This window comes from Shigella dysenteriae, from assembly GCF_022354085.1.
Taxonomy (GTDB): Bacteria; Pseudomonadota; Gammaproteobacteria; order Enterobacterales; family Enterobacteriaceae; genus Escherichia; species Escherichia coli.
Map to the genome: position 1 here is coordinate 646,467 of NZ_CP055055.1, position 23,314 is coordinate 669,780.

Annotated in this window: 21 protein-coding genes; 11 read left to right on the forward strand and 10 right to left on the reverse strand. The window is 53.0% G+C overall.

The window, feature by feature from the left end; translation table 11 throughout:
- Positions 1-93: 93 nt before the first annotated feature.
- Both caiA and caiT read right to left on the reverse strand, forming a co-directional pair.
- Positions 94-1,236 (reverse strand): crotonobetainyl-CoA dehydrogenase, encoded by a 1,143-nt coding sequence (gene caiA / locus HUZ68_RS03090; protein ID WP_000347117.1) that lies wholly within the window; start codon positions 1,234-1,236, stop codon positions 94-96.
- Between the two features lie 30 nt (positions 1,237-1,266).
- A complete protein-coding gene (caiT, locus tag HUZ68_RS03095) occupies positions 1,267-2,781 on the reverse strand; it encodes an L-carnitine/gamma-butyrobetaine antiporter (RefSeq protein WP_000787111.1) in 1,515 nt (504 codons plus the stop codon).
- A 473-nt stretch (positions 2,782-3,254) separates the two neighbouring features.
- On the opposite strand from caiT, the gene HUZ68_RS03100 reads away from it, so the two are divergent.
- The 10 genes from HUZ68_RS03100 to HUZ68_RS03145 all read left to right on the forward strand — a co-directional run bounded on the left by HUZ68_RS03100 (position 3,255) and on the right by HUZ68_RS03145 (position 11,791).
- The gene (locus HUZ68_RS03100) at positions 3,255-4,025 is read left to right on the forward strand and encodes an electron transfer flavoprotein FixA (RefSeq protein WP_000692204.1); all 771 of its coding nucleotides are present in this window, start codon (positions 3,255-3,257) and stop codon (positions 4,023-4,025) included.
- Positions 4,026-4,039: 14 nt separating this feature from the next.
- A complete protein-coding gene (locus HUZ68_RS03105) occupies positions 4,040-4,981 on the forward strand; it encodes an electron transfer flavoprotein subunit alpha/FixB family protein (RefSeq protein ID WP_097489704.1) in 942 nt (313 codons plus the stop codon).
- A 50-nt stretch (positions 4,982-5,031) separates the two neighbouring features.
- A complete protein-coding gene (locus HUZ68_RS03110) occupies positions 5,032-6,318 on the forward strand; it encodes an FAD-dependent oxidoreductase (RefSeq protein WP_001287715.1) in 1,287 nt (428 codons plus the stop codon).
- A complete protein-coding gene (gene fixX / locus HUZ68_RS03115; RefSeq protein ID WP_000203747.1) occupies positions 6,315-6,602 on the forward strand; it encodes a ferredoxin-like protein FixX in 288 nt (95 codons plus the stop codon). The genes HUZ68_RS03110 and fixX overlap by 4 nt, the downstream gene beginning before the upstream one ends.
- A 57-nt stretch (positions 6,603-6,659) precedes the next feature.
- Positions 6,660-7,991: an MFS transporter gene (locus HUZ68_RS03120; RefSeq protein WP_001183199.1), complete on the forward strand. Its 1,332-nt coding sequence runs from the start codon at positions 6,660-6,662 to the stop codon at positions 7,989-7,991.
- Positions 7,992-8,098: 107 nt separating this feature from the next.
- Positions 8,099-8,629, forward strand: coding sequence for a glutathione-regulated potassium-efflux system oxidoreductase KefF (gene kefF / locus HUZ68_RS03125; protein WP_072686445.1), 531 nt, complete (start codon positions 8,099-8,101; stop codon positions 8,627-8,629).
- The gene (gene kefC / locus HUZ68_RS03130; protein ID WP_000377191.1) at positions 8,622-10,484 is read left to right on the forward strand and encodes a glutathione-regulated potassium-efflux system protein KefC; all 1,863 of its coding nucleotides are present in this window, start codon (positions 8,622-8,624) and stop codon (positions 10,482-10,484) included. Before kefF ends, kefC begins: the two co-directional genes overlap by 8 nt.
- Positions 10,485-10,675: 191 nt before the next feature.
- Entirely contained in the window at positions 10,676-11,155 is a 480-nt protein-coding gene (folA, locus tag HUZ68_RS03135; RefSeq protein WP_000624375.1) for a type 3 dihydrofolate reductase, read from the forward strand.
- A gap of 85 nt (positions 11,156-11,240) precedes the next feature.
- Complete coding sequence (locus HUZ68_RS03140; RefSeq protein ID WP_000125566.1) at positions 11,241-11,474, forward strand: type II toxin-antitoxin system CcdA family antitoxin; 234 nt, start codon at positions 11,241-11,243, stop codon at positions 11,472-11,474.
- Between the two features lie 2 nt (positions 11,475-11,476).
- Positions 11,477-11,791: a CcdB family protein gene (locus HUZ68_RS03145; RefSeq protein ID WP_001160974.1), complete on the forward strand. Its 315-nt coding sequence runs from the start codon at positions 11,477-11,479 to the stop codon at positions 11,789-11,791.
- On the opposite strand, the gene apaH is transcribed toward HUZ68_RS03145, so the two are convergent.
- Genes apaH through lptD form a run of 6 tightly spaced genes read right to left on the reverse strand, consistent with a single transcriptional unit; the run spans position 11,788 to position 18,523 of the window.
- Entirely contained in the window at positions 11,788-12,636 is an 849-nt protein-coding gene (apaH, locus tag HUZ68_RS03150) for a bis(5'-nucleosyl)-tetraphosphatase (symmetrical) ApaH (protein WP_069913600.1), read from the reverse strand. The genes HUZ68_RS03145 and apaH overlap by 4 nt on opposite strands.
- 6 nt (positions 12,637-12,642) lie before the next feature.
- Positions 12,643-13,020: a Co2+/Mg2+ efflux protein ApaG gene (gene apaG, locus HUZ68_RS03155; RefSeq protein ID WP_000610901.1), complete on the reverse strand. Its 378-nt coding sequence runs from the start codon at positions 13,018-13,020 to the stop codon at positions 12,643-12,645.
- Positions 13,021-13,022: 2 nt separating this feature from the next.
- Positions 13,023-13,844 (reverse strand): 16S rRNA (adenine(1518)-N(6)/adenine(1519)-N(6))-dimethyltransferase RsmA, encoded by an 822-nt coding sequence (gene rsmA, locus HUZ68_RS03160; protein WP_001065381.1) that lies wholly within the window; start codon positions 13,842-13,844, stop codon positions 13,023-13,025.
- Positions 13,841-14,830, reverse strand: a complete 990-nt coding sequence (gene pdxA, locus HUZ68_RS03165) for a 4-hydroxythreonine-4-phosphate dehydrogenase PdxA (protein ID WP_069913599.1) — start codon at positions 14,828-14,830, stop codon at positions 13,841-13,843. Before pdxA ends, rsmA begins: the two co-directional genes overlap by 4 nt.
- Entirely contained in the window at positions 14,830-16,116 is a 1,287-nt protein-coding gene (gene surA / locus HUZ68_RS03170; RefSeq protein WP_000800453.1) for a peptidylprolyl isomerase SurA, read from the reverse strand. The genes pdxA and surA overlap by 1 nt, the downstream gene beginning before the upstream one ends.
- A 52-nt stretch (positions 16,117-16,168) precedes the next feature.
- Positions 16,169-18,523: an LPS assembly protein LptD gene (lptD, locus tag HUZ68_RS03175; RefSeq protein WP_094317826.1), complete on the reverse strand. Its 2,355-nt coding sequence runs from the start codon at positions 18,521-18,523 to the stop codon at positions 16,169-16,171.
- Positions 18,524-18,777: 254 nt separating this feature from the next.
- Here lptD and djlA point away from each other — a divergent pair, with 254 nt between their 5' ends.
- Positions 18,778-19,593: a co-chaperone DjlA gene (gene djlA / locus HUZ68_RS03180; RefSeq protein ID WP_001200573.1), complete on the forward strand. Its 816-nt coding sequence runs from the start codon at positions 18,778-18,780 to the stop codon at positions 19,591-19,593.
- Positions 19,594-19,709: 116 nt separating this feature from the next.
- Here the strand turns inward: djlA and rluA are convergent, their stop codons facing one another.
- Positions 19,710-20,369, reverse strand: a complete 660-nt coding sequence (gene rluA / locus HUZ68_RS03185) for a bifunctional tRNA pseudouridine(32) synthase/23S rRNA pseudouridine(746) synthase RluA (RefSeq protein ID WP_000525176.1) — start codon at positions 20,367-20,369, stop codon at positions 19,710-19,712.
- An 11-nt stretch (positions 20,370-20,380) separates the two neighbouring features.
- The gene (gene rapA / locus HUZ68_RS03190) at positions 20,381-23,287 is read right to left on the reverse strand and encodes an RNA polymerase-associated protein RapA (RefSeq protein WP_001717640.1); all 2,907 of its coding nucleotides are present in this window, start codon (positions 23,285-23,287) and stop codon (positions 20,381-20,383) included.
- Positions 23,288-23,314: the final 27 nt, after the last annotated feature.

A 23,314-nucleotide genomic window follows, 5' to 3' on the forward strand; every position in this document is an offset into this window, starting at 1 on the left:
GCCGGATGCGGCGTAAACGCTTTATCCGGCCTACATTCGTGCTCCCGTAGGCCTGATAAGACGCATCAGCGTCGCATCAGGCAGCGCATTGACTTAGCGGTATTGCTTCAGCACCGCACGACCCAGCGTCAGGATCTGCATTTCGTCAGATCCCCCGGAGACGCGGTCTACACGCAGGTCACGCCAGAAGCGGCTGATGCGGTGGTTGCCCGCAATCCCGACACCGCCCAGCACCTGCATTGCGCTATCCACCACTTCAAATGCCGCATTGGCGCAGAAGTATTTGCACATCGCTGCATCGCCAGAGGTGATGGTGCCGTTGTCTGCTTTCCACGCTGCTTCATACAGCATGTTTTTCATGGAGTTTAATTTGATCGCCATGTGGGCGAATTTTTCCTGAATCAACTGGAAACGACCAATAGCCTCGCCAAACTGCACGCGCTGGTTGGCGTAGCGCGCCGCATCTTCAAAGGCGCACATCGCCGTACCGTAGTTGGTCAGGGCTACCAGGAAACGTTCATGGTCGAACTCTTCTTTGACGCGGTTAAAGCCGTTACCTTCCCGACCGAACATGTCTTTCTCGTCCAGTTCCACGTCGTCAAAGGTGATTTCACAGCAGCTATCCATACGCAGACCGAGCTTTTCAAGTTTGGTCACTTTGATGCCCGGTTTGCTCATATCAACAAACCATTCGGTGTAGACAGGTTTGTCCGGAGAAGCCCCGTCGCGCGCCATCACCACGATGTACGGGGTATAGGCGCTGCTGGTAATAAAACACTTACTACCATTAAGATAAATCTTACCATTTCTACGGGTATAAGTCGTTTTCAGGCTACCCACGTCGGAGCCCGCGCCCGGTTCGGTAATCGCTGAGTTCCACATCTGCTTACCGGTGCCGCGGAAAGCCATAATCTTGTCGATCTGCTCTTGTGTGCCTTCGCGCAGGAAGGTGTTGAACCCGCCCGGCAACTGGTACAGCACATAGGTTGGTGCCCCCAGACGTCCCAGCTCCATCCACACGGCGGCGAGAGTAACAAACCCCGCGTCCAGACCACCGTGCTCTTCAGGGATCAGCAGACTGTCGATACCCATATCCGCCAGTGCTTTGACAAAACGTTCCGGGTAGACGCTGTCACGGTCGCACTCGGCAAAATAGGCCTCCCAGTTTTCGCTGGCCATCAGTTCGCGGATACCGGCGACAAACAGTTCCTGCTCATCATTTAAATTAAAATCCATCTTTCAACCTCTTGATATTTTGGGGGTTAATTAATCTTTCCAGTTCTGTTTCGCGTCTTTAATAAAGGAGAGCGTCACCATAATGTTGACGAAGAACAGCGGGCATCCTCCGGCGATAATGGCGGTTTGAATCGGTTTCAGGCCGCCGAGCGCCAGCAGAACAATACCGATAATGCCAACCAGAATTGACCAACCGATACGCACCAGCAGCGGTGGTTCTTCACCATCGCGTACTTCGCGGCAAGTGGACATCGCCAGGGTATAAGAGCAGGCGTTAACCAGCGTAACGGTGGCAATAAAGCAGAGGATGAAGAAGCCCCACATGGTGGCGGTGCTGAGTGGCAGAGCGGCCCAGGTTTCGATGATGGCGCGCGCCACACCGTACTGTTCGATCAGATTTGGAATGTTGATGATGTTTTTATCCATCAACAGCAGAGTGTTACTACCGAGCACGGTCCACAGGATCCAGGTGGATGCTGTCAGCCCCATCACCATGCCGAAGCACAGTTCACGCACAGTACGACCACGGGAGATGCGGGCGAGGAAGATACTCATCTGGATGGCGTAAATCACCCACCATGCCCAGTAGAACACGGTCCAGCCCTGCGGGAAGCCGCCTTTAGCGATGGGATCGGTATAGAACAACATTCGCGGCAGATACATCAGCAACATCCCCACCGAATCGGTGAAGTAGTTCATGATGAAGCTGGCACCGCTGACAATGAACACCCAACCCAGCATCAGGAAGCTCAGGTAACTACGCACGTCACTGGCGATACGTACCCCTTTTTGCAGACCGCAAGCGACGCAAATGGCGTTGAGGATAATCCAGCAGGTAATGATGATAGCGTCCAGTTGCAGGGTATGCGGAATGCCAAACAACCATTGCATACACTCGGTCACCAGCGGCGTGGCAAGGCCCAGACTGGTACCCATCGCGAAGATCAAGGCGACGAGATAGAAGTTGTCGACGATAGTGCCGAACAACCCTTTGGCGTGTTTTTCACCTACCAGCGGCACCAGTGTCGAGCTGGGGCGAATCACTTCCATTTTGCGGACAAAGAAGAAGTAAGCGAAGGCGACTGAAAGGAAGCTGTAAGTGGCCCACGGCAGAGGTCCCCAGTGGAACAAGCTGTAAGCCAGCCCCAACTCTTTCGCTCCTGTCGAGTTCGGTTCTAAGCCAAACGGCGGGGTGGAGATGTAGTAGTAGATCTCAATCGATCCCCAGAACAGTACGGCAGCAGACGTACAGGAGGCGAACATCATAAAGATCCAACTGGCGGTGCTAAATTCTGGCGGTTCGTTACCTAAACGCTTTTTGGCATACGGGCCAAACACCAGCCAGAACCAACCGAAAAGCATCACCACCATATACCATTCAAATGCCCATCCCCATACATTGGTGACGTAACTGAATACAGCATTAATAACGACATTCGCCGCATCCAGATCTCTGACTGTAAGCCAACAAAGTATGCCGACGATTATTAATGGCGGAAAGAAAACCTTCGGTTCTATTCCCGTTTTTCTCTTTTCATTCTTCATGAGTTAATTCCACTGTGAAAACGAATATTTATTTTGCGTTCCCGTTTGTTTTATTTTTGTTAACATTTAATATAATTATTATTAACCTCGTGGACGCGTTAATGGCTAACTCATAATGGGTATTCAATAAGCTGCATTCTGTGATTGTTATCACATTTTTGTTTCGGGTGAATAGAGGGCGCTTTTCTCGTTAATTTTGATTATTAATCAGATTGTTATGTTATGTTGTGAGTGAAAAAATAGCATCTGACTTTCAATATTGGTGATCCATAAAACAATATTGAAAATTTCTTTTTGCTACGCCATGTTTTCAATATTGGTGAGGAACTTAACAATATTGAAAGTTGGATTTATCTGCGTGTGACATTTTCAATATTGGTGATTAAAGTTTTATTTCCAAATTAAAGGGCGTGATATCTGTAATTAACACCACCGATATGAACGACGTTTCCTTCATGATTTCTGGAGATGCAATGAAGATTATTACTTGCTATAAGTGCGTGCCTGATGAACAGGATATTGCGGTCAATAATGCTGATGGTTCATTAGACTTCAGCAAAGCCGATGCCAAAATAAGCCAATACGATCTCAACGCTATTGAAGCGGCTTGCCAGCTAAAGCAACAGGCAGCAGAGGCGCAGGTGACAGCCTTAAGTGTGGGCGGTAAAGCCCTGACCAACGCCAAAGGGCGTAAAGATGTGCTATCGCGCGGCCCGGATGAACTGATTGTGGTGATTGATGACCAGTTCGAGCAGGCACTGCCGCAACAAACGGCGAGCGCACTGGCTGCAGCCGCCCAGAAAGCAGGCTTTGATCTGATCCTCTGTGGCGATGGTTCTTCCGACCTTTATGCCCAGCAGGTTGGTCTGCTGGTGGGCGAAATCCTCAATATTCCGGCAGTTAACGGCGTCAGCAAAATTATCTCCCTGACGGCAGATACACTCACCGTTGAGCGCGAACTGGAAGATGAAACCGAAACCTTAAGCATTCCGCTGCCTGCGGTTGTTGCTGTTTCCACTGATATCAACTCCCCACAAATTCCTTCGATGAAAGCCATTCTCGGCGCGGCGAAAAAGCCAGTCCAGGTATGGTCGGCGGCGGATATCGGTTTTAACGCAGAGGCAGCCTGGTCAGAACAACAGGTTGCTGCGCCGAAACAGCGCGAGCGTCAGCGCATCGTGATTGAAGGCGACGGCGAAGAACAGATCGCCGCATTTGCTGAAAATCTTCGCAAAGTCATTTAATTACAGGGGATGCTATGAACACGTTTTCTCAAGTCTGGGTATTCAGCGATACCCCTTCTCGTCTGCCGGAACTGATGAACGGTGCGCAGGCTTTAGCTAATCAAATCAATGCCTTTGTCCTCAATGATGCCGACGGCGCACAGGCAATCCAGCTCGGCGCTAATCATGTCTGGAAATTAAACGGCAAACCGGACGATCGGATGATCGAAGATTACGCCGGTGTCATGGCTGACACTATTCGCCAGCACGGCGCAGACGGTCTGGTGCTGTTGCCAAACACCCGTCGCGGCAAATTACTGGCGGCAAAACTGGGTTATCGCCTTAAAGCGGCGGTGTCTAACGATGCCAGCACCGTCAGCGTACAGGACGGTAAAGCAGCAGTGAAACATATGGTTTACGGTGGTCTGGCGATTGGCGAAGAACGCATTGCCACGCCGTATGCGGTACTGACCATCAGCAGCGGCACGTTCGATGCGGCTCAGCCAGACGCGTCACGCACTGGCGAAACGCACACCGTGGAGTGGCAGGCTCCGGCTGTGGCGATTACCCGCACGGCAACCCAGGCGCGCCAAAGCAACAGCGTCGATCTCGACAAAGCCCGTCTGGTGGTCAGCGTCGGTCGCGGCATTGGAAGCAAAGAGAACATTGCGCTGGCAGAACAGCTTTGCAAGGCGATAGGTGCGGAGTTGGCCTGTTCTCGTCCGGTGGCGGAAAACGAAAAATGGATGGAGCACGAACGCTATGTCGGTATCTCCAACCTGATGCTGAAACCTGAATTGTATCTGGCGGTGGGGATCTCCGGGCAGATCCAGCACATGGTTGGCGCTAATGCATCGCAAACCATTTTCGCCATCAATAAAGATAAAAATGCGCCGATCTTCCAGTACGCGGATTACGGCATTGTTGGTGACGCCGTGAAGATCCTTCCGGCGCTGACCGCAGCTTTAGCGCGTTGATCCACTCTGGCAGGGCTGCATTTTGGCCCTGCCGCTGACAGGGAGCTCTTATGTCCGAAGATATCTTTGACGCCATCATCGTCGGTGCTGGGCTTGCCGGTTCGGTTGCCGCACTGGTGCTCGCCCGCGAAGGGGCGCAAGTGTTAGTTATCGAGCGTGGCAATTCCGCAGGTGCCAAGAACGTCACCGGCGGGCGTCTCTATGCCCACAGCCTGGAACACATTATTCCTGGTTTCGCCGACTCCGCCCCCGTAGAACGCCTGATCACCCATGAAAAACTCGCGTTTATGACGGAAAAGTCAGCGATGACTATGGACTACTGCAATGGTGACGAAACCTCGCCATCCCAGCGTTCTTACTCCGTTTTGCGCAGTAAATTTGATGCCTGGCTGATGGAGCAGGCCGAAGAAGCGGGCGCGCAGTTAATTACCGGGATCCGCGTCGATAACCTCGTACAGCGCGATGGCAAAGTCGTCGGTGTAGAAGCCGATGGCGATGTGATTGAAGCGAAAACGGTGATCCTTGCTGATGGAGTGAACTCCATCCTTGCCGAAAAGCTGGGGATGGCAAAACGCGTTAAACCGACGGATGTGGCGGTTGGCGTGAAGGAACTGATCGAGTTACCGAAGTCGGTAATCGAAGACCGTTTTCAGTTGCAGGGTAATCAGGGCGCGGCTTGTCTGTTTGCGGGATCACCCACCGATGGCCTGATGGGCGGCGGCTTCCTTTATACCAATGAAAATACCCTGTCGCTGGGGCTGGTTTGTGGTCTGCATCATCTGCATGACGCAAAAAAATCGGTGCCGCAAATGCTGGAAGATTTCAAACAACATCCGGCCGTTGCACCGCTGATCGCGGGTGGCAAGCTGGTGGAATATTCCGCTCACGTAGTGCCGGAAGCAGGCATCAACATGCTGCCGGAGCTGGTCGGTGACGGCGTATTGATTGCCGGCGATGCCGCCGGAATGTGTATGAACCTCGGTTTTACCATTCGCGGTATGGATCTGGCGATTGCCGCCGGGGAAGCTGCAGCAAAAACCGTGCTTTCAGCGATGAAAAGCGACGATTTCAGTAAGCAAAAACTGGCGGAATATCGTCAGCATCTTGAGAGTGGCCCGCTGCGCGATATGCGCATGTACCAGAAACTACCGGCGTTCCTTGATAACCCACGCATGTTCAGCGGCTACCCGGAGCTGGCGGTGGGCGTGGCGCGTGACCTGTTCACCATTGACGGCAGTGCGCCAGAACTGATGCGCAAGAAAATCCTCCGCCACGGTAAGAAAGTGGGCTTCATCAATCTAATCAAGGATGGCATGAAAGGAGTGACCGTTTTATGACTTCTCCCGTCAATGTGGACGTCAAACTGGGCGTCAATAAATTCAATGTCGATGAAGAGCATCCGCACATTGTTGTGAAGGCCGATGCTGATAAACAGGTGCTGGAGCTGCTGGTGAAAGCGTGCCCCGCAGGTCTGTACAAGAAGCAGGATGACGGCAGTGTGCGCTTCGATTACGCCGGATGTCTGGAGTGCGGCACCTGTCGCATTCTGGGGCTGGGGTCGGCGCTGGAACAGTGGGAATACCCGCGCGGCACCTTTGGTGTGGAGTTCCGTTACGGCTGATGTTGGTTTGATACGTAACGCCGCACTGACTCTCATTGCAAAAAACAGGAATAACCCATGCAACCGTCCAGAAACTTTGACGATCTCAAATTCTCCTCTATTCACCGCCGCATTTTGCTGTGGGGAAGCGGTGGTCCGTTTCTGGATGGTTATGTACTGGTAATGATTGGCGTGGCGCTGGAGCAACTGACTCCGGCGCTAAAACTGGACGCTGACTGGATTGGCTTGTTGGGCGCGGGAACGCTCGCCGGGCTGTTCGTTGGCACATCGCTGTTTGGCTATATTTCCGATAAAGTCGGACGGCGCAAAATGTTCCTCATTGATATCATCGCCATCGGCGTGATATCGGTGGCGACGATGTTTGTTTCATCCCCCGTCGAACTGTTGGTGATGCGGGTACTTATCGGCATTGTCATCGGTGCAGATTATCCCATCGCCACCTCAATGATCACCGAGTTCTCCAGTACCCGTCAGCGGGCATTTTCCATCAGCTTTATCGCCGCCATGTGGTATGTCGGCGCGACCTGCGCCGATCTGGTCGGCTACTGGCTTTATGATGTGGAAGGCGGCTGGCGCTGGATGCTGGGTAGCGCAGCGATCCCCTGTTTGTTGATTTTGATTGGTCGATTCGAACTGCCTGAATCTCCCCGCTGGTTATTACGCAAAGGGCGAGTAAAAGAGTGCGAAGAGATGATGATAAAACTGTTTGGCGAACCGGTGGCTTTCGATGAAGAGCAGCCGCAGCAAACCCGTTTTCGCGATCTGTTTAATCGCCGCCATTTTCCTTTTGTTCTGTTTGTTGCCGCCATCTGGACCTGCCAGGTGATCCCAATGTTCGCCATTTACACCTTTGGCCCGCAAATCGTTGGTTTGTTGGGATTGGGGGTTGGCAAAAACGCGGCACTAGGGAATGTGGTGATTAGCCTGTTCTTTATGCTCGGCTGTATTCCGCCGATGCTGTGGTTAAACACTGCCGGACGGCGTCCATTGTTGATTGGCAGCTTTGCCATGATGACGCTGGCGCTGGCGGTTTTGGGGCTAATCCCGGATATGGGGATCTGGCTGGTAGTGATGGCCTTTGCGGTGTATGCCTTTTTCTCTGGCGGGCCGGGTAATTTGCAGTGGCTCTATCCTAATGAACTCTTCCCGACAGATATCCGCGCCTCTGCCGTGGGCGTGATTATGTCCTTAAGTCGTATTGGCACCATTGTTTCGACCTGGGCACTACCGATCTTTATCAATAATTACGGTATCAGTAACACGATGCTAATGGGGGCGGGTATCTCGCTGTTTGGCTTGTTGATTTCCGTAGCATTTGCCCCGGAAACACGTGGGATGTCACTGGCGCAGACCAGCAATATGACGATCCGCAGGCAGCGAGCGGGATAATTTATTCAGATTTATCTCTTTTCTGAATCAATATTATTGACTATAAGCCGCGTGAATATATGACTACACTTTGTGGGAAAACAAAGGCGTAATCACGCGGGCTACCTATGATCCTTATAATTTATGCGCATCCGTATCCGCATCATTCCCATGCGAATAAACGGATGCTTGAACAGGCAAGGACGCTGGAAGGCGTCGAAATTCGCTCTCTTTATCAACTCTATCCTGACTTCAATATCGATATTGCCGCCGAGCAGGAGGCGCTGTCTCGCGCCGATCTGATCGTCTGGCAGCACCCGATGCAGTGGTACAGCATTCCACCGCTCCTCAAACTTTGGATCGATAAAGTTTTCTCGCACGGCTGGGCTTACGGTCACGGCGGTACGGCGCTGCATGGCAAACATTTGCTGTGGGCGGTGACGACCGGCGGTGGAGAAAGCCATTTTGAGATTGGCGATCATCCGGGCTTTGATGTGCTGTCGCAGCCGCTACAGGCGACGGCAATCTACTGTGGGCTGAACTGGCTGCCGCCGTTTGCCATGCACTGCACCTTTATTTGTGACGACGAAACCCTCGAAGGGCAGGCGCGTCACTATAAGCAACGTCTGCTGGAATGGCAGGAGGCCCATCATGGATAGTCATACGCTGGTTCAGGCGCTGATCTACCTCGGATCGGCGGCGCTGATTGTACCCATTGCGGTACGTCTTGGTCTGGGATCGGTACTTGGCTACCTGATCGCCGGCTGCATTATTGGCCCGTGGGGGCTGCGACTGGTGACCGATGCCGAATCTATTCTGCACTTTGCCGAGATTGGGGTGGTGCTGATGCTGTTTATTATCGGCCTCGAACTCGATCCACAAAGGCTGTGGAAGCTGCGTGCGGCAGTGTTCGGCGGTGGCGCATTGCAGATGGTGATTTGCGGCGGCCTGCTGGGGCTGTTCTGCATGTTACTTGGGCTGCGCTGGCAGGTCGCGGAATTGATCGGCATGACGCTGGCGCTCTCCTCTACGGCGATTGCCATGCAGGCGATGAATGAACGCAATCTGATGGTGACGCAAATGGGTCGCAGCGCCTTTGCGGTGCTGCTGTTCCAGGATATTGCGGCGATCCCGCTGGTGGCGATGATTCCGCTACTGGCGGCGAGCAGTGCCTCGACGACGATGGGCGCATTTGCTCTCTCGGCGTTAAAAGTGGCGGGTGCGCTGGTACTGGTGGTATTGCTGGGGCGCTATGTTACGCGTCCGGCGCTGCGTTTTGTTGCCCGCTCTGGCTTGCGGGAAGTGTTTAGTGCCGTGGCGTTATTCCTTGTGTTTGGCTTTGGTTTGCTGCTGGAAGAGGTCGGCTTGTCGATGGCGATGGGCGCGTTTCTGGCGGGCGTACTGCTGGCAAGCTCGGAATACCGTCATGCGCTGGAAAGCGATATCGAACCGTTTAAAGGTTTGCTGTTGGGGCTGTTTTTCATCGGTGTTGGCATGTCGATAGATTTTGGCACGCTGCTTGAAAACCCATTGCGCATTGTCATTTTGCTGCTCGGTTTCCTCATCATCAAAATCGCCATGCTGTGGCTGATTGCCCGACCGTTGCAGGTGCCAAATAAACAGCGTCGCTGGTTTGCGGTGTTGTTAGGGCAGGGCAGTGAGTTTGCCTTTGTGGTATTTGGCGCGGCGCAGATGGCGAATGTGCTGGAGCCGGAGTGGGCGAAATCGCTGACCCTGGCGGTGGCGCTGTCGATGGCAGCAACGCCGATTCTGCTGGTGATCCTCAATCGCCTTGAGCAATCTTCTACTGAGGAAGCGCGTGAAGCCGATGAGATCGATGAAGAACAGCCGCGCGTGATTATCGCCGGATTCGGTCGTTTTGGACAGATTACCGGACGTTTACTGCTCTCCAGCGGGGTGAAAATGGTGGTGCTCGATCACGATCCGGACCATATCGAAACGCTGCGTAAATTTGGTATGAAAGTGTTTTACGGCGATGCCACGCGGATGGATTTACTGGAATCTGCCGGAGCAGCGAAAGCGGAAGTGCTGATTAACGCTATTGACGATCCGCAAACCAACCTGCAACTGACGGAGATGGTGAAAGAACATTTCCCGCATTTGCAGATTATTGCCCGCGCCCGCGATGTCGACCACTACATTCGTTTGCGTCAGGCAGGCGTTGAAAAGCCGGAGCGTGAAACCTTTGAAGGTGCGCTGAAAACCGGGCGTCTGGCGCTGGAAAGTTTAGGTCTGGGGCCGTATGAAGCGCGAGAACGTGCCGATGTGTTCCGCCGCTTTAATATTCAGATGGTGGAAGAGATGGCAATGGTTGAGAATGACACCAAAGCCCGCGCGGCGGTCTATAAACGCACCAGCGCGATGTTAAGTGAGATCATCACCGAGGACCGCGAACATCTGTCATTAATTCAACGACATGGCTGGCAGGGAACAGAAGAAGGTAAACATACCGGCAACATGGCGGATGAACCGGAAACGAAACCCTCATCCTAATAAAGAGTGACGTAAATCACACTTTACAGCTAACTGTTTGTTTTTGTTTCATTGTAATGCGGCGATTCCAGGGGGAGAGCGTGGACTCGCCAGCAGAATATAAAATTTTCCTCAACATCATCCTCGCACCAGTCGACGACGGTTTACGCTTTACGTATAGTGGCGACAATTTTTTTTATCGGGAAATCTCAATGATCAGTCTGATTGCGGCGTTAGCGGTAGATCGCGTTATCGGCATGGAAAACGCCATGCCGTGGAACCTGCCTGCCGATCTCGCCTGGTTTAAACGCAACACCTTAAATAAACCCGTGATTATGGGCCGCCATACCTGGGAATCCATCGGCCGTCCGTTGCCAGGACGCAAAAATATTATCCTCAGCAGTCAACCGGGTACGGACGATCGCGTAACGTGGGTGAAATCGGTGGATGAAGCCATCGCGGCGTGTGGTGACGTACCAGAAATCATGGTGATTGGCGGCGGTCGCGTTTATGAGCAGTTCCTGCCAAAAGCGCAAAAACTGTATCTGACGCATATCGACGCAGAAGTGGAAGGCGACACCCATTTCCCGGATTACGAGCCGGATGACTGGGAATCGGTATTCAGCGAATTCCACGACGCTGATGCGCAGAACTCTCATAGCTATTGCTTTGAGATTCTGGAGCGGCGGTAATTTTGTATATTAGAATTCCGGCATCACTGATACGTGCAGATATCCGTGTATACTAGACGTATAAATTGTACAGGAGCACGATATCATGACTGCAAAACGTACCACACAAAGTGTGACCGTCACCGTCGACCGTGAGTTAGTCAATCGCGCTCGTGATGCAGGCTTAAATATGAGCGCCACCCTTACGGTTGCGCTCAATGCTGAACTTAAAAAACATGCAGCAACACGTTGGCGTGAAGAGAACGCAGAAGCTATCGCTGCGTTAAATCAATTGGCTGATGAAACCGGATGTTTCTCTGATGAGTACCGGAGCTTCTAGCGATGCAATTTACGGTATACCGCAGTCGCAGCAGGAACGCCGCGTTTCCCTTTGTTATCGATGTTACCAGCGACATTATTGGTGTGATTAATCGCCGTATTGTTATTCCATTAACACCTATTGAACGATTTATCCGTATTCGCCCACCAGAACGGCTTAACCCAATCCTTTTACTGGTAGACGGCAAAGAATATGTGCTCATGACGCATGAGACTGCAACTGTTCCAGTTAACGCGCTGGGAACGAAATTTTGCGATGCCAGCGCGCACCGAACGTTGATTAAAGGAGCATTAGATTTTATGCTCGACGGGATTTAAGACGCGAACGCCTCTCCCTCACCCATATCTTTATGCCGGTTCGACGGCTGGACAAAATAGTGTTTATCTTCCCAGCGCAGGCAGGTTAATGAACCGCCCCAGCAACAGCCTGTATCCAGCGCGTAAATACCTTCCGGCGTACCTTTGCCTTCCAGCGATGCCCAGTGACCAAAGGCGATGCTGTATTCTTCAGCGACAGGGCCAGGAATCGCAAACCACGGTTTCAGTGGGGCAGGGGCCTCTTCCGGCGATTCTTTGCTGTACATATCCAGTTGACCGTTCGGGAAGCAAAAACGCATACGGGTAAAGGCGTTGGTGATAAACCGCAGTCTTCCCAGCCCCCGCAATTCCGGTGACCAGTTATTTGGCATATCGCCGTACATAGCGTCGAGAAAGAAGGGATAGGAGTCACTCGACAGCACCGCTTCTACATCGCGCGCGCACTCTTTGGCGGTCTGCAGATCCCACTGCGGCGTGATCCCTGCGTGGGCCATCACCAGCTTTTTCTCTTCGTCGATTTGCAGCAGAGGCTGGCGACGCAGCCAGTTAAGCAGCTCGTCGGCATCCGGCGCTTCCAGCAGCGGTGTCAGGCGATCTTTCGGTTTATTGCGGCTGATCCCGGCAAATACCGCCAGCAGATGCAGATCGTGATTGCCCAGCACCAGACGTACGCTGTCGCCTAAGGATTTCACATAGCGCAGAACATCCAGCGAACCCGGGCCGCGCGCGACCAGATCGCCCGTCAGCCAGAGGGTATCTTTCCCAGGGGTAAATTCTACTTTATGCAGCAATGCGATCAGTTCATCGTAACAACCATGAACGTCGCCAATAAGGTATGTCGCCATATTCTTTTAATGAATGAGTGTGGGAACGGCGAGTCGGAATACGGGAATGTCGATGCTGAAAGGGACGCCATTTTCATCGATCATTTCGTAGTGACCCTGCATGGTGCCCAGCGGGGTTTCAATGATTGCACCGCTGGTGTACTGGTACTCTTCGCCAGGCGCGATAAGTGGCTGGACGCCAACCACTCCTTCGCCCTGGACTTCGGTTTCACGGCCATTGCCATTAGTGATCAGCCAGTAACGCCCCAACAACTGCACTGGCGCTCGCCCCAGATTGCGTATGGTTACGGTATAAGCAAAAACGTAACGTTCATTATCAGGTGAAGATTGAGCCTCAATGTAGACGCTTTGAACCTGAATACACACTCGGGGCGAATTGATCATCGTTAACTCTCCTGCAAAGGCGCGTTCTCCGCCAGATAGTTCGCCATCTGGCAATATTGCGCGACAGAGATATTTTCCGCTCGCATCGCCGGGTCGATCCCCATTCCCGTTAACACCTCGACGCTAAACAGGTTGCCGAGGCTGTTACGAATGGTTTTACGACGCTGGTTAAAGGCTTCGGTGGTGATGCGGCTCAACACGCGAACATCTTTAACCGGGTGAGGCATCGTTGCATGAGGAACCAGGCGCACGACGGCGGAATCCACTTTGGGTGGTGGTGTAAAGGCTGACGGAGGTACTTCCAGCACTGGGATCACGTTGCAATAGTATTGCGCCATGACGCTTAATCGACCATACGCCTTGCTGTTCGGTCCTGCAACCAGACGATTCACCACCTCTTTTTGCAACATAAAGTGCATGTCGGCAATGGCATCAGTATAGCTAAACAGATGGAACATCAACGGCGTGGAGATGTTATAAGGCAGGTTGCCGAAAACACGCAGCGGCTGACCCATTTTCTCGGCCAGTTCGCCAAAGTTAAAGGTCATCGCATCCTGCTGATAAATTGTCAGTTTCGGGCCTAAGAATGGATGCGTTTGCAGACGTGCCGCCAGATCGCGGTCAAGTTCGATGACCGTCAGCTGGTCCAGACGTTCGCCGACCGGTTCGGTCAATGCAGCCAGACCGGGGCCGATTTCGACCATCGCCTGGCCCTTCTGCGGGTTAATGGCAGAAACAATGCTGTCGATCACGAACTGATCGTTGAGAAAGTTTTGCCCGAAGCGTTTACGGGCTAAGTGGCCCTGGTGGACTCGATTATTCATTGGGTGTTAACAATCATTTTGATGGCGAGATTAAGCGCCGTAATAAAACTGCCGACATCGGCTTCGCCACGTCCCGCCAGTTCAAGCGCGGTGCCGTGGTCCACTGATGTGCGAATAAAGGGCAGGCCCAGCGTAATGTTCACACCGCGCCCGAAGCCCTGGTATTTTAGCACGGGAAGACCCTGATCGTGGTACATCGCCAGCACGGCATCGGCGTTATCGAGATATTTCGGCTGAAACAGGGTATCGGCAGGCAGCGGCCCGTTGAGTTTCATCCCCTGCACCCGCAGCTCATTGAGCACCGGAATAATGGTGTCTATCTCTTCCGTACCCATATGACCGCCTTCTCCCGCGTGCGGATTAAGGCCGCAGACCAGAATGCGCGGTTCGGCAATACCAAATTTGGTCCGCAAATCGTGATGCAAAATAGCAATCACTTCGTGCAAAAGCGCAGGGGTGATAGCATCTGCGATATCGCGCAGCGGTAAATGCGTCGTTGCCAGCGCCACGCGAAGTTCTTCGGTCGCCAGCATCATCACCACCTTTTTCGCCCGCGAACGCTCTTCGAAAAACTCGGTATGACCGGTAAACGGAATGCCTGCGTCGTTAATGACGCCTTTATGCACGGGGCCTGTGATCAGCGCAGCAAATTCACCGTTCAGACAGCCATCGCACGCTCGCGCCAGCGTTTCCACCACATAATGCCCATTTTCAACCGCTAACTGCCCCGCAGTGACAGATTCACGTAGCGCGACAGGAAGTAGCGTTAATGTGCCCGCAGTTTGCGGTTGTGCAGGAGAGTTGGGGGAATAAGTGCGGAGGGTGAGCGGCAAACCGAGCATCGCTGCCCGGTCGGTAAGGAGAGTGGCATCGGCACAAACAACCAGTTCGACCGGCCACTCACGCTGTGCAAGCTGGACAACTAAGTCCGGGCCAATCCCGGCGGGCTCGCCGGGAGTGATCACAACACGTTGGGTTTTAACCATTAGTTGCTCAGGATTTTAACGTAGGCGCTGGCACGTTGTTCCTGCATCCAGCTTGCTGCTTCTTCCGAGAACTTACGGTTCATCAGCATGCGGTATGCACGATCTTTCTGCGCAGCGTCGGTTTTATCGACATTACGGGTATCCAGCAGTTCGATTAAATGCCAGCCGAATGAAGAGTGAACCGGTGCACTCATTTGACCTTTGTTCAGGCGGGTCAGGGCGTCACGGAAAGCCGGATCAAAAATGTCCGCTGTTGCCCAACCGAGATCGCCGCCCTGGTTAGCAGAACCTGGATCCTGCGAGAACTCTTTCGCTGCGGCAGCAAAAGTCGTTTTACCACTCTTGATATCAGCAGCAATCTGTTCCAGTTTCACGCGCGCCTGTTCGTCAGTCATGATCGGCGACGGTTTCAGCAGAATATGGCGAGCATGAACTTCGGTCACCGAGATATTTTTGCTTTCGCCGCGCAGGTCGTTAACTTTCAGAATATGGAAGCCAACGCCGGAACGAATCGGACCCACAATGTCGCCTTTCTTCGCGGTGCTTAATGCCTGGGCGAAGATCCCGGGCAACTCCTGAATACGGCCCCAGCCCATCTGGCCGCCGTTCAGCGCCTGCTGGTCGGCAGAATGAGCAATCGCCAGCTTACCGAAATCAGCGCCGTTACGCGCCTGATCGACAATGGCGCGCGCCTGGCTTTCCGCTTCGTTCACCTGATCAGAGGTCGGGTTTTCCGGCAGCGGGATCAGGATGTGGCTCAGGTTCAGCTCAGTGCTGGCGTCGTTTTGGTTACCCACCTGCTGCGCCAGGGATTCGACTTCCTGCGGCAGGATGGTGATGCGACGACGCACCTCGTTGTTACGCACTTCAGAGATAATCATCTCTTTGCGGATCTGGTTACGATAGGTGTTGTAGTTCAGACCATCGTAAGCCAGACGGCTGCGCATCTGATCCAGCGTCATGTTGTTCTGTTTCGCGATGTTAGCAATCGCCTGATCCAGCTGCTCATCGGAGATTTTCACTCCCATTTTCTGCCCCATCTGCAGGATGATTTGATCCATGATCAAACGTTCCATGATTTGGTGGCGCAGCGTCGCGTCATCAGGAAGCTGCTGCCTTGCCTGAGCAGCGTTCAGTTTTACCGACTGCATTAATCCATCAACGTCGCTTTCCAGCACGACGCCGTTATTGACGACGGCTGCGACTTTATCGACTACCTGGGGGGCAGCGAAACTGGTATTCGCGATCATGGCGATACCGAGAAGCAGCGTTTTCCAGTTCTTCATACTTTTTCCATTTCAATTAACCGCACTGCGGATTACGTGGTAAATCAACAAATCACAAAGTGTTTTGATACGGCAGAATGTTCGAACGCAGCATCTCTTGCGTACCCAGACCGTAATTGGAGCTCAGGCCGCGAAGTTCGATGTTAAAGCCGATTGCGTTGTCATATACCGCATGTTGTTTATCGTTATCCCAACCGTTCAGCTTCCGCTCGTAACCGACGCGAATTGCATAGCAGCAGGAGCTGTATTGCACACCTAACATAGAGTCAGCTTGCTTGTTCGCATTGGTGTCGTAGTAGTAGGCCCCAACAATGGACCAACGATCGGCAATTGGCCAGCTGGCGACAGCACCTACCTGCGAAATACCATTCTTATATTGCTCAGCAGTGGAATAGTACTTAGGCAGCGTAGCCTGAATATATTCCGGGCTGGCGTAACGGTAATTCAGCTGTACCAGACGGTCTTCATCCCGACGGTATTCAATGCTGGAGTTACTGGTCGCTACGTTATCCAGACGTGTATCGTACTGAATCCCGCCACGCAATCCCCAACGCTCGGAGATACGCCAGTATGTATCGCCTGCCCACACCAGTGAGCCCGTTTTGTCGTCATTCTCCCATGTTATGTTGTCATCGCCAGTGCGAGACTCCGTGAAATAGTAGATTTGACCAACGGAAATATTAAAACGTTCAACGGCAGCATCATCATATATGCGAGATGTGACACCGGTCGTCACCTGGTTAGCGGAGGCTATACGGTCAAGACCGCCGTAAGTCCGGTCCCGGAACAGGCCAGAGTAGTCAGATTGCAGCAGAGACGAGTCGTAGTTATAGATGTCGCTCTGATCGCGATACGGCACGTACAAATACTGCGCGCGCGGTTCCAGCGTTTGGGTATAACCCGGAGCCAGCATTTCCATATCGCGTTCAAAGACCATTTTGCCGTCAACTTTGAATTGCGGCATTACGCGGTTAACGGATTCGTCCAGCTTGGTTGTGTTTCTGGAGTTATACCAGTCAAGATTGGTTTGCTGATAATGGGTTGCCAGCAACTTCGCTTCGGTATTGATGCTGCCCCAGTTATTAGAGAGCGGCAAATTGATGGTCGGTTCCAGGTGAACACGAGTTGCTTCAGGCATGTCGTCTCTGGTGTTAACAAAGTGCACTGCCTGGCCGTAAATACGCGTATCAAACGGACCAACATCATTCTGGTAGTAGTTAACGTCTAACTGCGGCTCTGCCGAGTAGCTACTGGTGTTCTGTTCGCTGAAGACCTGGAACTGCTTGGTTGAAACGGTGGCATTGAAGTTTTGCACTGCATAGCCAACGCTGAATTTTTGCGTTGCGTAGCCGTCAGTACTGGAACCGTACTTGTTATCGAAATCATTGAAGTAGCTAGGATCGCTGACCTTGGTGTAGTCGACGTTGAAACGCCACACCTGATCCATGACCCCGGAGTGTTGCCAGTAGAACAACCAACGACGTGAACTATCATCGTTCGGGTGTTCATCTTCATAGACTTTATCTGAAGGCAGATAGTCCAGTTCCATCAAACCAGCGCCCGCCTGGGAGAGGTAGCGGAATTCGTTCTCCCACATGATGTTGCCACGACGATGCATATAATGCGGCGTGATGGTGGCATCCATATTTGGCGCGATGTTCCAGTAATATGGCAGGTAGAACTCAAAGTAGTTGGTGGTGGTGTACTTGGCGTTCGGGATCAAGAAACCAGAGCGACGTTTGTCACCCACCGGTAACTGCAAATAGGGGCTGTAGAAGATTGGCACCGGGCCAACTTTAAAACGGGCGTTCCAGATTTCGGCCACTTGTTCTTCGCGGTCATGAATAATTTCGCTACCTACCACGCTCCAGGTGTCAGAACCCGGCAGACAGGAGGTAAAGCTACCGTTATCCAGAATGGTATAGCGGTTTTCGCCACGTTGTTTCATCAGGTCCGCTTTACCGCGGCCCTGGCGACCCACCATCTGGTAATCACCCTCCCAGACGTTGGTATCTTTGGTGTTCAGATTCGCCCAGCCTTTCGGCCCTTTGAGGATCACCTGGTTATCGTCGTAATGGACATTACCGAGCGCATCAACGGTTCGTACCGGCTCCGGTTGTCCTGGTGCCTCTTTTTGATGGAGCTGCACTTCGTCGGCCTGCAGACGGCTGTTACCCTGCACGATATCCACGCTGCCAGTAAACACGGCGTCATCCGGGTAGTCCCCTTTCGCGTGGTCAGCATTGATAGTCACGGGTAAGTCATTGGTATCGCCCTGTACCAGAGGACGGTCATAGCTTGGCACGCCCAACATGCACTGTGAGGCGAGGTCGGCTGCCAGTCCCTGTTGACTATAAAGGGCGGTGGCAATCATGGTGGCCAGGAGAGTGGGGATACGTTTTTTCATACGTTGATTTTATTGTTCCATCATCGGTAACGTTGCGCGTGACAAACGGTCAGAGACTAACGTACTCGTCATCTCTACGCTAGTGTTAATCCTGTCCGAATAGCGTCAGTGGTGTTAGGCACGGCATTGAATGACAGGTATGATAATGCAAATTATAGGCGATGTCCCACAATTGACCGCAGCCGGAAAACGGTAGAAGCACCTTTATATTGTGGGAGATAGCCCTGATATCCGTGTGTCGATTTGGGGAATATATGCAGTATTGGGGAAAAATCATTGGCGTGGCCGTGGCCTTACTGATGGGCGGCGGCTTTTGGGGCGTAGTGTTAGGCCTGTTAATTGGCCATATGTTTGATAAAGCCCGTAGCCGTAAAATGGCGTGGTTTGCCAACCAGCGTGAGCGTCAGGCGCTGTTTTTTGCCACCACTTTTGAAGTGATGGGGCATTTAACAAAATCCAAAGGTCGCGTCACGGAGGCTGATATTCATATTGCCAGCCAGTTGATGGACCGAATGAATCTTCATGGCGCTTCCCGTACTGCGGCGCAAAACGCGTTCCGGGTGGGAAAATCAGACAATTACCCGCTGCGCGAAAAGATGCGCCAGTTTCGCAGTGTTTGCTTTGGTCGTTTTGACTTAATTCGTATGTTTCTGGAGATCCAGATTCAGGCGGCGTTTGCTGATGGTTCACTGCACCCGAATGAACGGGCGGTGCTGTATGTTATTGCTGAAGAATTAGGGATCTCCCGCGCCCAGTTTGACCAGTTTTTGCGCATGATGCAGGGCGGTGCACAGTTTGGCGGCGGGTATCAGCAGCAATCTGGCGGTGGTAACTGGCAGCAAGCGCAGCGTGGCCCGACGCTGGAAGATGCCTGTAATGTTTTGGGCGTGAAGCCGACGGATGATGCGACCACCATCAAACGTGCCTACCGTAAGCTGATGAGTGAACACCATCCCGATAAGTTGGTGGCGAAAGGTTTACCGCCAGAGATGATGGAGATGGCGAAGCAGAAAGCGCAGGAAATTCAGCAGGCCTATGAGCTGATAAAACAGCAGAAAGGGTTTAAATAAGTTTCAAACTGTAGGCCTGATAAGACGCGGCCCGCGCTGCATCAGGCAATCGGCGCACAATTGCCGGATGCGGCGTGAACGCCTTATCCGCCTACCGAACTGCGCCAGCGTGACGATTAAAAATCCGCTGGCGCTTTAAACGTCATACTATTGCCATACGCCGGATGGGTAATCGTCAACATCTCTGCATGTAGCAACAAACGCGGTGCCATCGCTCTCGCTTCTGGTGATGCATAAAAACGATCGCCGAGAATCGGATGCCCCAGCGCCAGCATATGCACACGCAATTGATGCGAACGCCCGGTAATCGGTTTTAACACCACTCTTGCCGTGTTATCCGCCGCATACTCCACCACTTCATATTCCGTCTGCGCAGGTTTACCCGTTTCGTAACAGACTTTCTGTTTCGGGCGGTTTGGCCAGTCGCAAATCAGCGGCAGATCCACCAGACCTTCTGCGGGGGATGGATGCCCCCAGACGCGGGCCACATACTGCTTTTTCGGCTCGCGCTCGCGGAACTGGCGTTTTAACTCCCGCTCCGCGGCTTTGGTCAGCGCCACTACAATCACGCCGCTGGTAGCCATATCCAGACGATGCACCGATTCTGCCTGCGGATAATCACGCTGAATGCGCGTCATCACGCTGTCTTTGTGCTCTTCCAGACGACCCGGCACTGACAACAAACCGCTCGGCTTGTTGACCACCATAATATGGTCATCCTGATACAGGATAACCAACCAGGGTTCCTGCGGTGGATTGTAGTTTTCCATCCCCATTTTCGGCTCCGTTACTGATGCGTTACAACGATCAAACGCAGGGCATCCAGACGCCAACCTGCCTGATCCAGGCTTTCCATTACCTGCTGACGGTTGCTCTCAATGGCGGTCAGTTCGTCGTCACGAATGTTCGGGTTCACTGCGCGCAGCGCTTCCAGACGAGACAGCTCGGCAGACAGTTTTTCGTCGGCTTCGTTACGTGCGGCATCAATCAGTGCACGGGCAGATTTCTCGATCTGTGCTTCACCCAACTGAAGGATAGCGTGAACATCCTGCTGCACGGCGTTAACCAGTTTGCTGCCGGTGTGACGGTTAACCGCGTTAAGCTGGCGGTTAAAGGTTTCAAACTCCACCTGGGCCGCCAGGTTGTTGCCGTTTTTATCCAGCAGCATACGTACCGGCGTCGGTGGCAGGAAGCGGTTGAGCTGCAACTGCTTCGGCGCCTGGGCTTCGACCACGTAAATCAGTTCCACCAACAGCGTACCTACCGGTAACGCTTTGTTTTTCAACAGTGAAATCGTGCTGCTACCAGTATCGCCAGAAAGGATCAGATCCAGACCGTTGCGGATCAGCGGATGCTCCCAGGTAATAAACTGTGCATCTTCACGCGCCAGCGCCACTTCACGATCAAAGGTGATGGTGATGCCATCTTCCGACAGGCCAGGGAAGTCCGGCACCAGCATATGATCGGACGGCGTCAGCACGATCATGTTGTCGCCGCGATCGTCCTGATTGATACCGATAATATCGAACAGGTTCATGGCGAAGGCGATCAGGTTGGTATCGTCATCCTGCTCTTCAATGCTTTCTGCCAGTGCCTGGGCTTTTTCGCCACCGTTGGAGTGGATTTCCAGCAGGCGGTCACGACCCTGTTCCAGCTGTGCTTTCAGCGCTTCATGTTGCTCGCGGCAGTTTTCGATCAGATCGTCAAAGCCTTCGGTTTGATCCGGTGAAGCCAGATAGTTAATCAGATCGTTGTATACGCTATCGTAAATAGTGCGTCCGGTCGGGCAGGTGTGCTCAAATGCATCCAGACCTTCGTGATACCAGCGCACCAGCACCGACTGAGCGGTTTTCTCCAGATAAGGCACATGGATCTGAATATCGTGCGCCTGGCCGATACGATCCAGACGACCAATACGCTGCTCCAGCAGATCCGGGTTGAATGGCAGGTCAAACATCACCATGTGGCTGGCGAACTGGAAGTTACGTCCTTCAGAACCGATTTCTGAGCACAGCAGTACCTGTGCGCCGGTGTCTTCTTCGGCAAACCAGGCGGCAGCGCGGTCACGTTCGATAATCGACATACCTTCGTGGAACACCGCAGCGCGAATACCTTCACGTTCGCGCAGTACCTGCTCCAGTTGCAGCGCAGTGGCAGCTTTGGCGCAGATCACCAGCACTTTCTGAGAGCGATGGCTGGTCAGGTAGCCCATCAGCCACTCAACGCGCGGATCGAAGTTCCACCAGGTGGCGTTATCACCTTCAAATTCCTGATAAATACGCTCCGGGTAGAGCATATCGCGAGCACGATCTTCCGCACTTTTACGTGCGCCCATAATGCCGGAGACTTTAATAGCCGTCTGATACTGCGTCGGTAGCGGCAGCTTAATGGTGTGCAGCTCGCGTTTCGGGAATCCTTTCACACCGTTACGGGTGTTACGGAACAGCACGCGGCTGGTGCCGTGGCGATCCATCAGCATCGAAACCAGTTCCTGACGGGCGCTCTGGGCATCTTCGCTGTCGCTGTTTGCTGCTTGCAACAGCGGCTCGATATCCTGCTCGCCGATCATCTCGCCGAGCATGTTCAGTTCGTCATTGCTCAGTTTGTTACCTGCCAGCAGCATGGCAACGGCGTCCGCAACCGGACGATAATTTTTCTGCTCTTCAACGAACTGCGCAAAATCGTGGAAACGGTTCGGGTCCAGCAGACGCAGACGGGCGAAGTGGCTTTCCATCCCCAGCTGTTCCGGGGTCGCGGTCAGCAGCAGAACGCCCGGCACGTGCTCTGCCAGTTGTTCAATGGCCTGATATTCACGGCTTGGCGCATCTTCGCTCCACACCAGGTGATGCGCTTCATCGACCACCAGCAGGTCCCACTCGGCTTCACAGAGATGTTCCAGACGCTGTTTGCTACGACGGGCAAAATCCAGCGAGCAAATCACCAGCTGTTCGGTGTCGAACGGGTTGTAAGCATCGTGCTGAGCTTCGGCATAACGCTCATCATCAAACAAAGCAAAGCGCAGGTTGAAACGGCGCAGCATCTCTACCAGCCACTGATGCTGTAAAGTTTCCGGGACGATAATCAGCACACGTTCAGCAGCGCCAGAGAGCAGTTGCTGATGCAGGATCATCCCGGCTTCAATGGTTTTCCCTAAACCCACTTCGTCAGCCAACAGGACGCGCGGCGCGTGGCGGCGACCAACATCATGAGCGATGTTGAGCTGGTGCGGGATCAGGCTGGTACGCTGACCGCGCAGGCCGCTGTAAGGCATACGGAACTGTTCGCTGGAATACTTACGCGCGCGATAACGCAGCGCAAAGCGGTCCATACGGTCAATCTGCCCGGCAAACAGGCGGTCCTGCGGTTTGCTGAACACCAGTTTGCTATCAAGGAAAACTTCACGCAGGGCCACGCCGGACTCTTCAGTATCCAGGCGAGTACCGATATAGGTCAGCAAGCCATTTTCTTCTTTTACTTCTTCGACTTGCATCTGCCAGCCGTCGTGGCTGGTAATGGTATCACCAGGGTTGAACATCACGCGGGTCACTGGGGAATCACTGCGTGCGTACAGACGGTTTTCACCAGTAGATGGGAAAAGTAAAGTGACAGTTCGCGCATCCACCGCGACAACGGTTCCAAGTCCCAATTCGCTTTCTGTATCGCTGATCCAGCGTTGACCAAGTGTAAAAGGCATATGTGTTCGGCTCTATATCTTTAATTG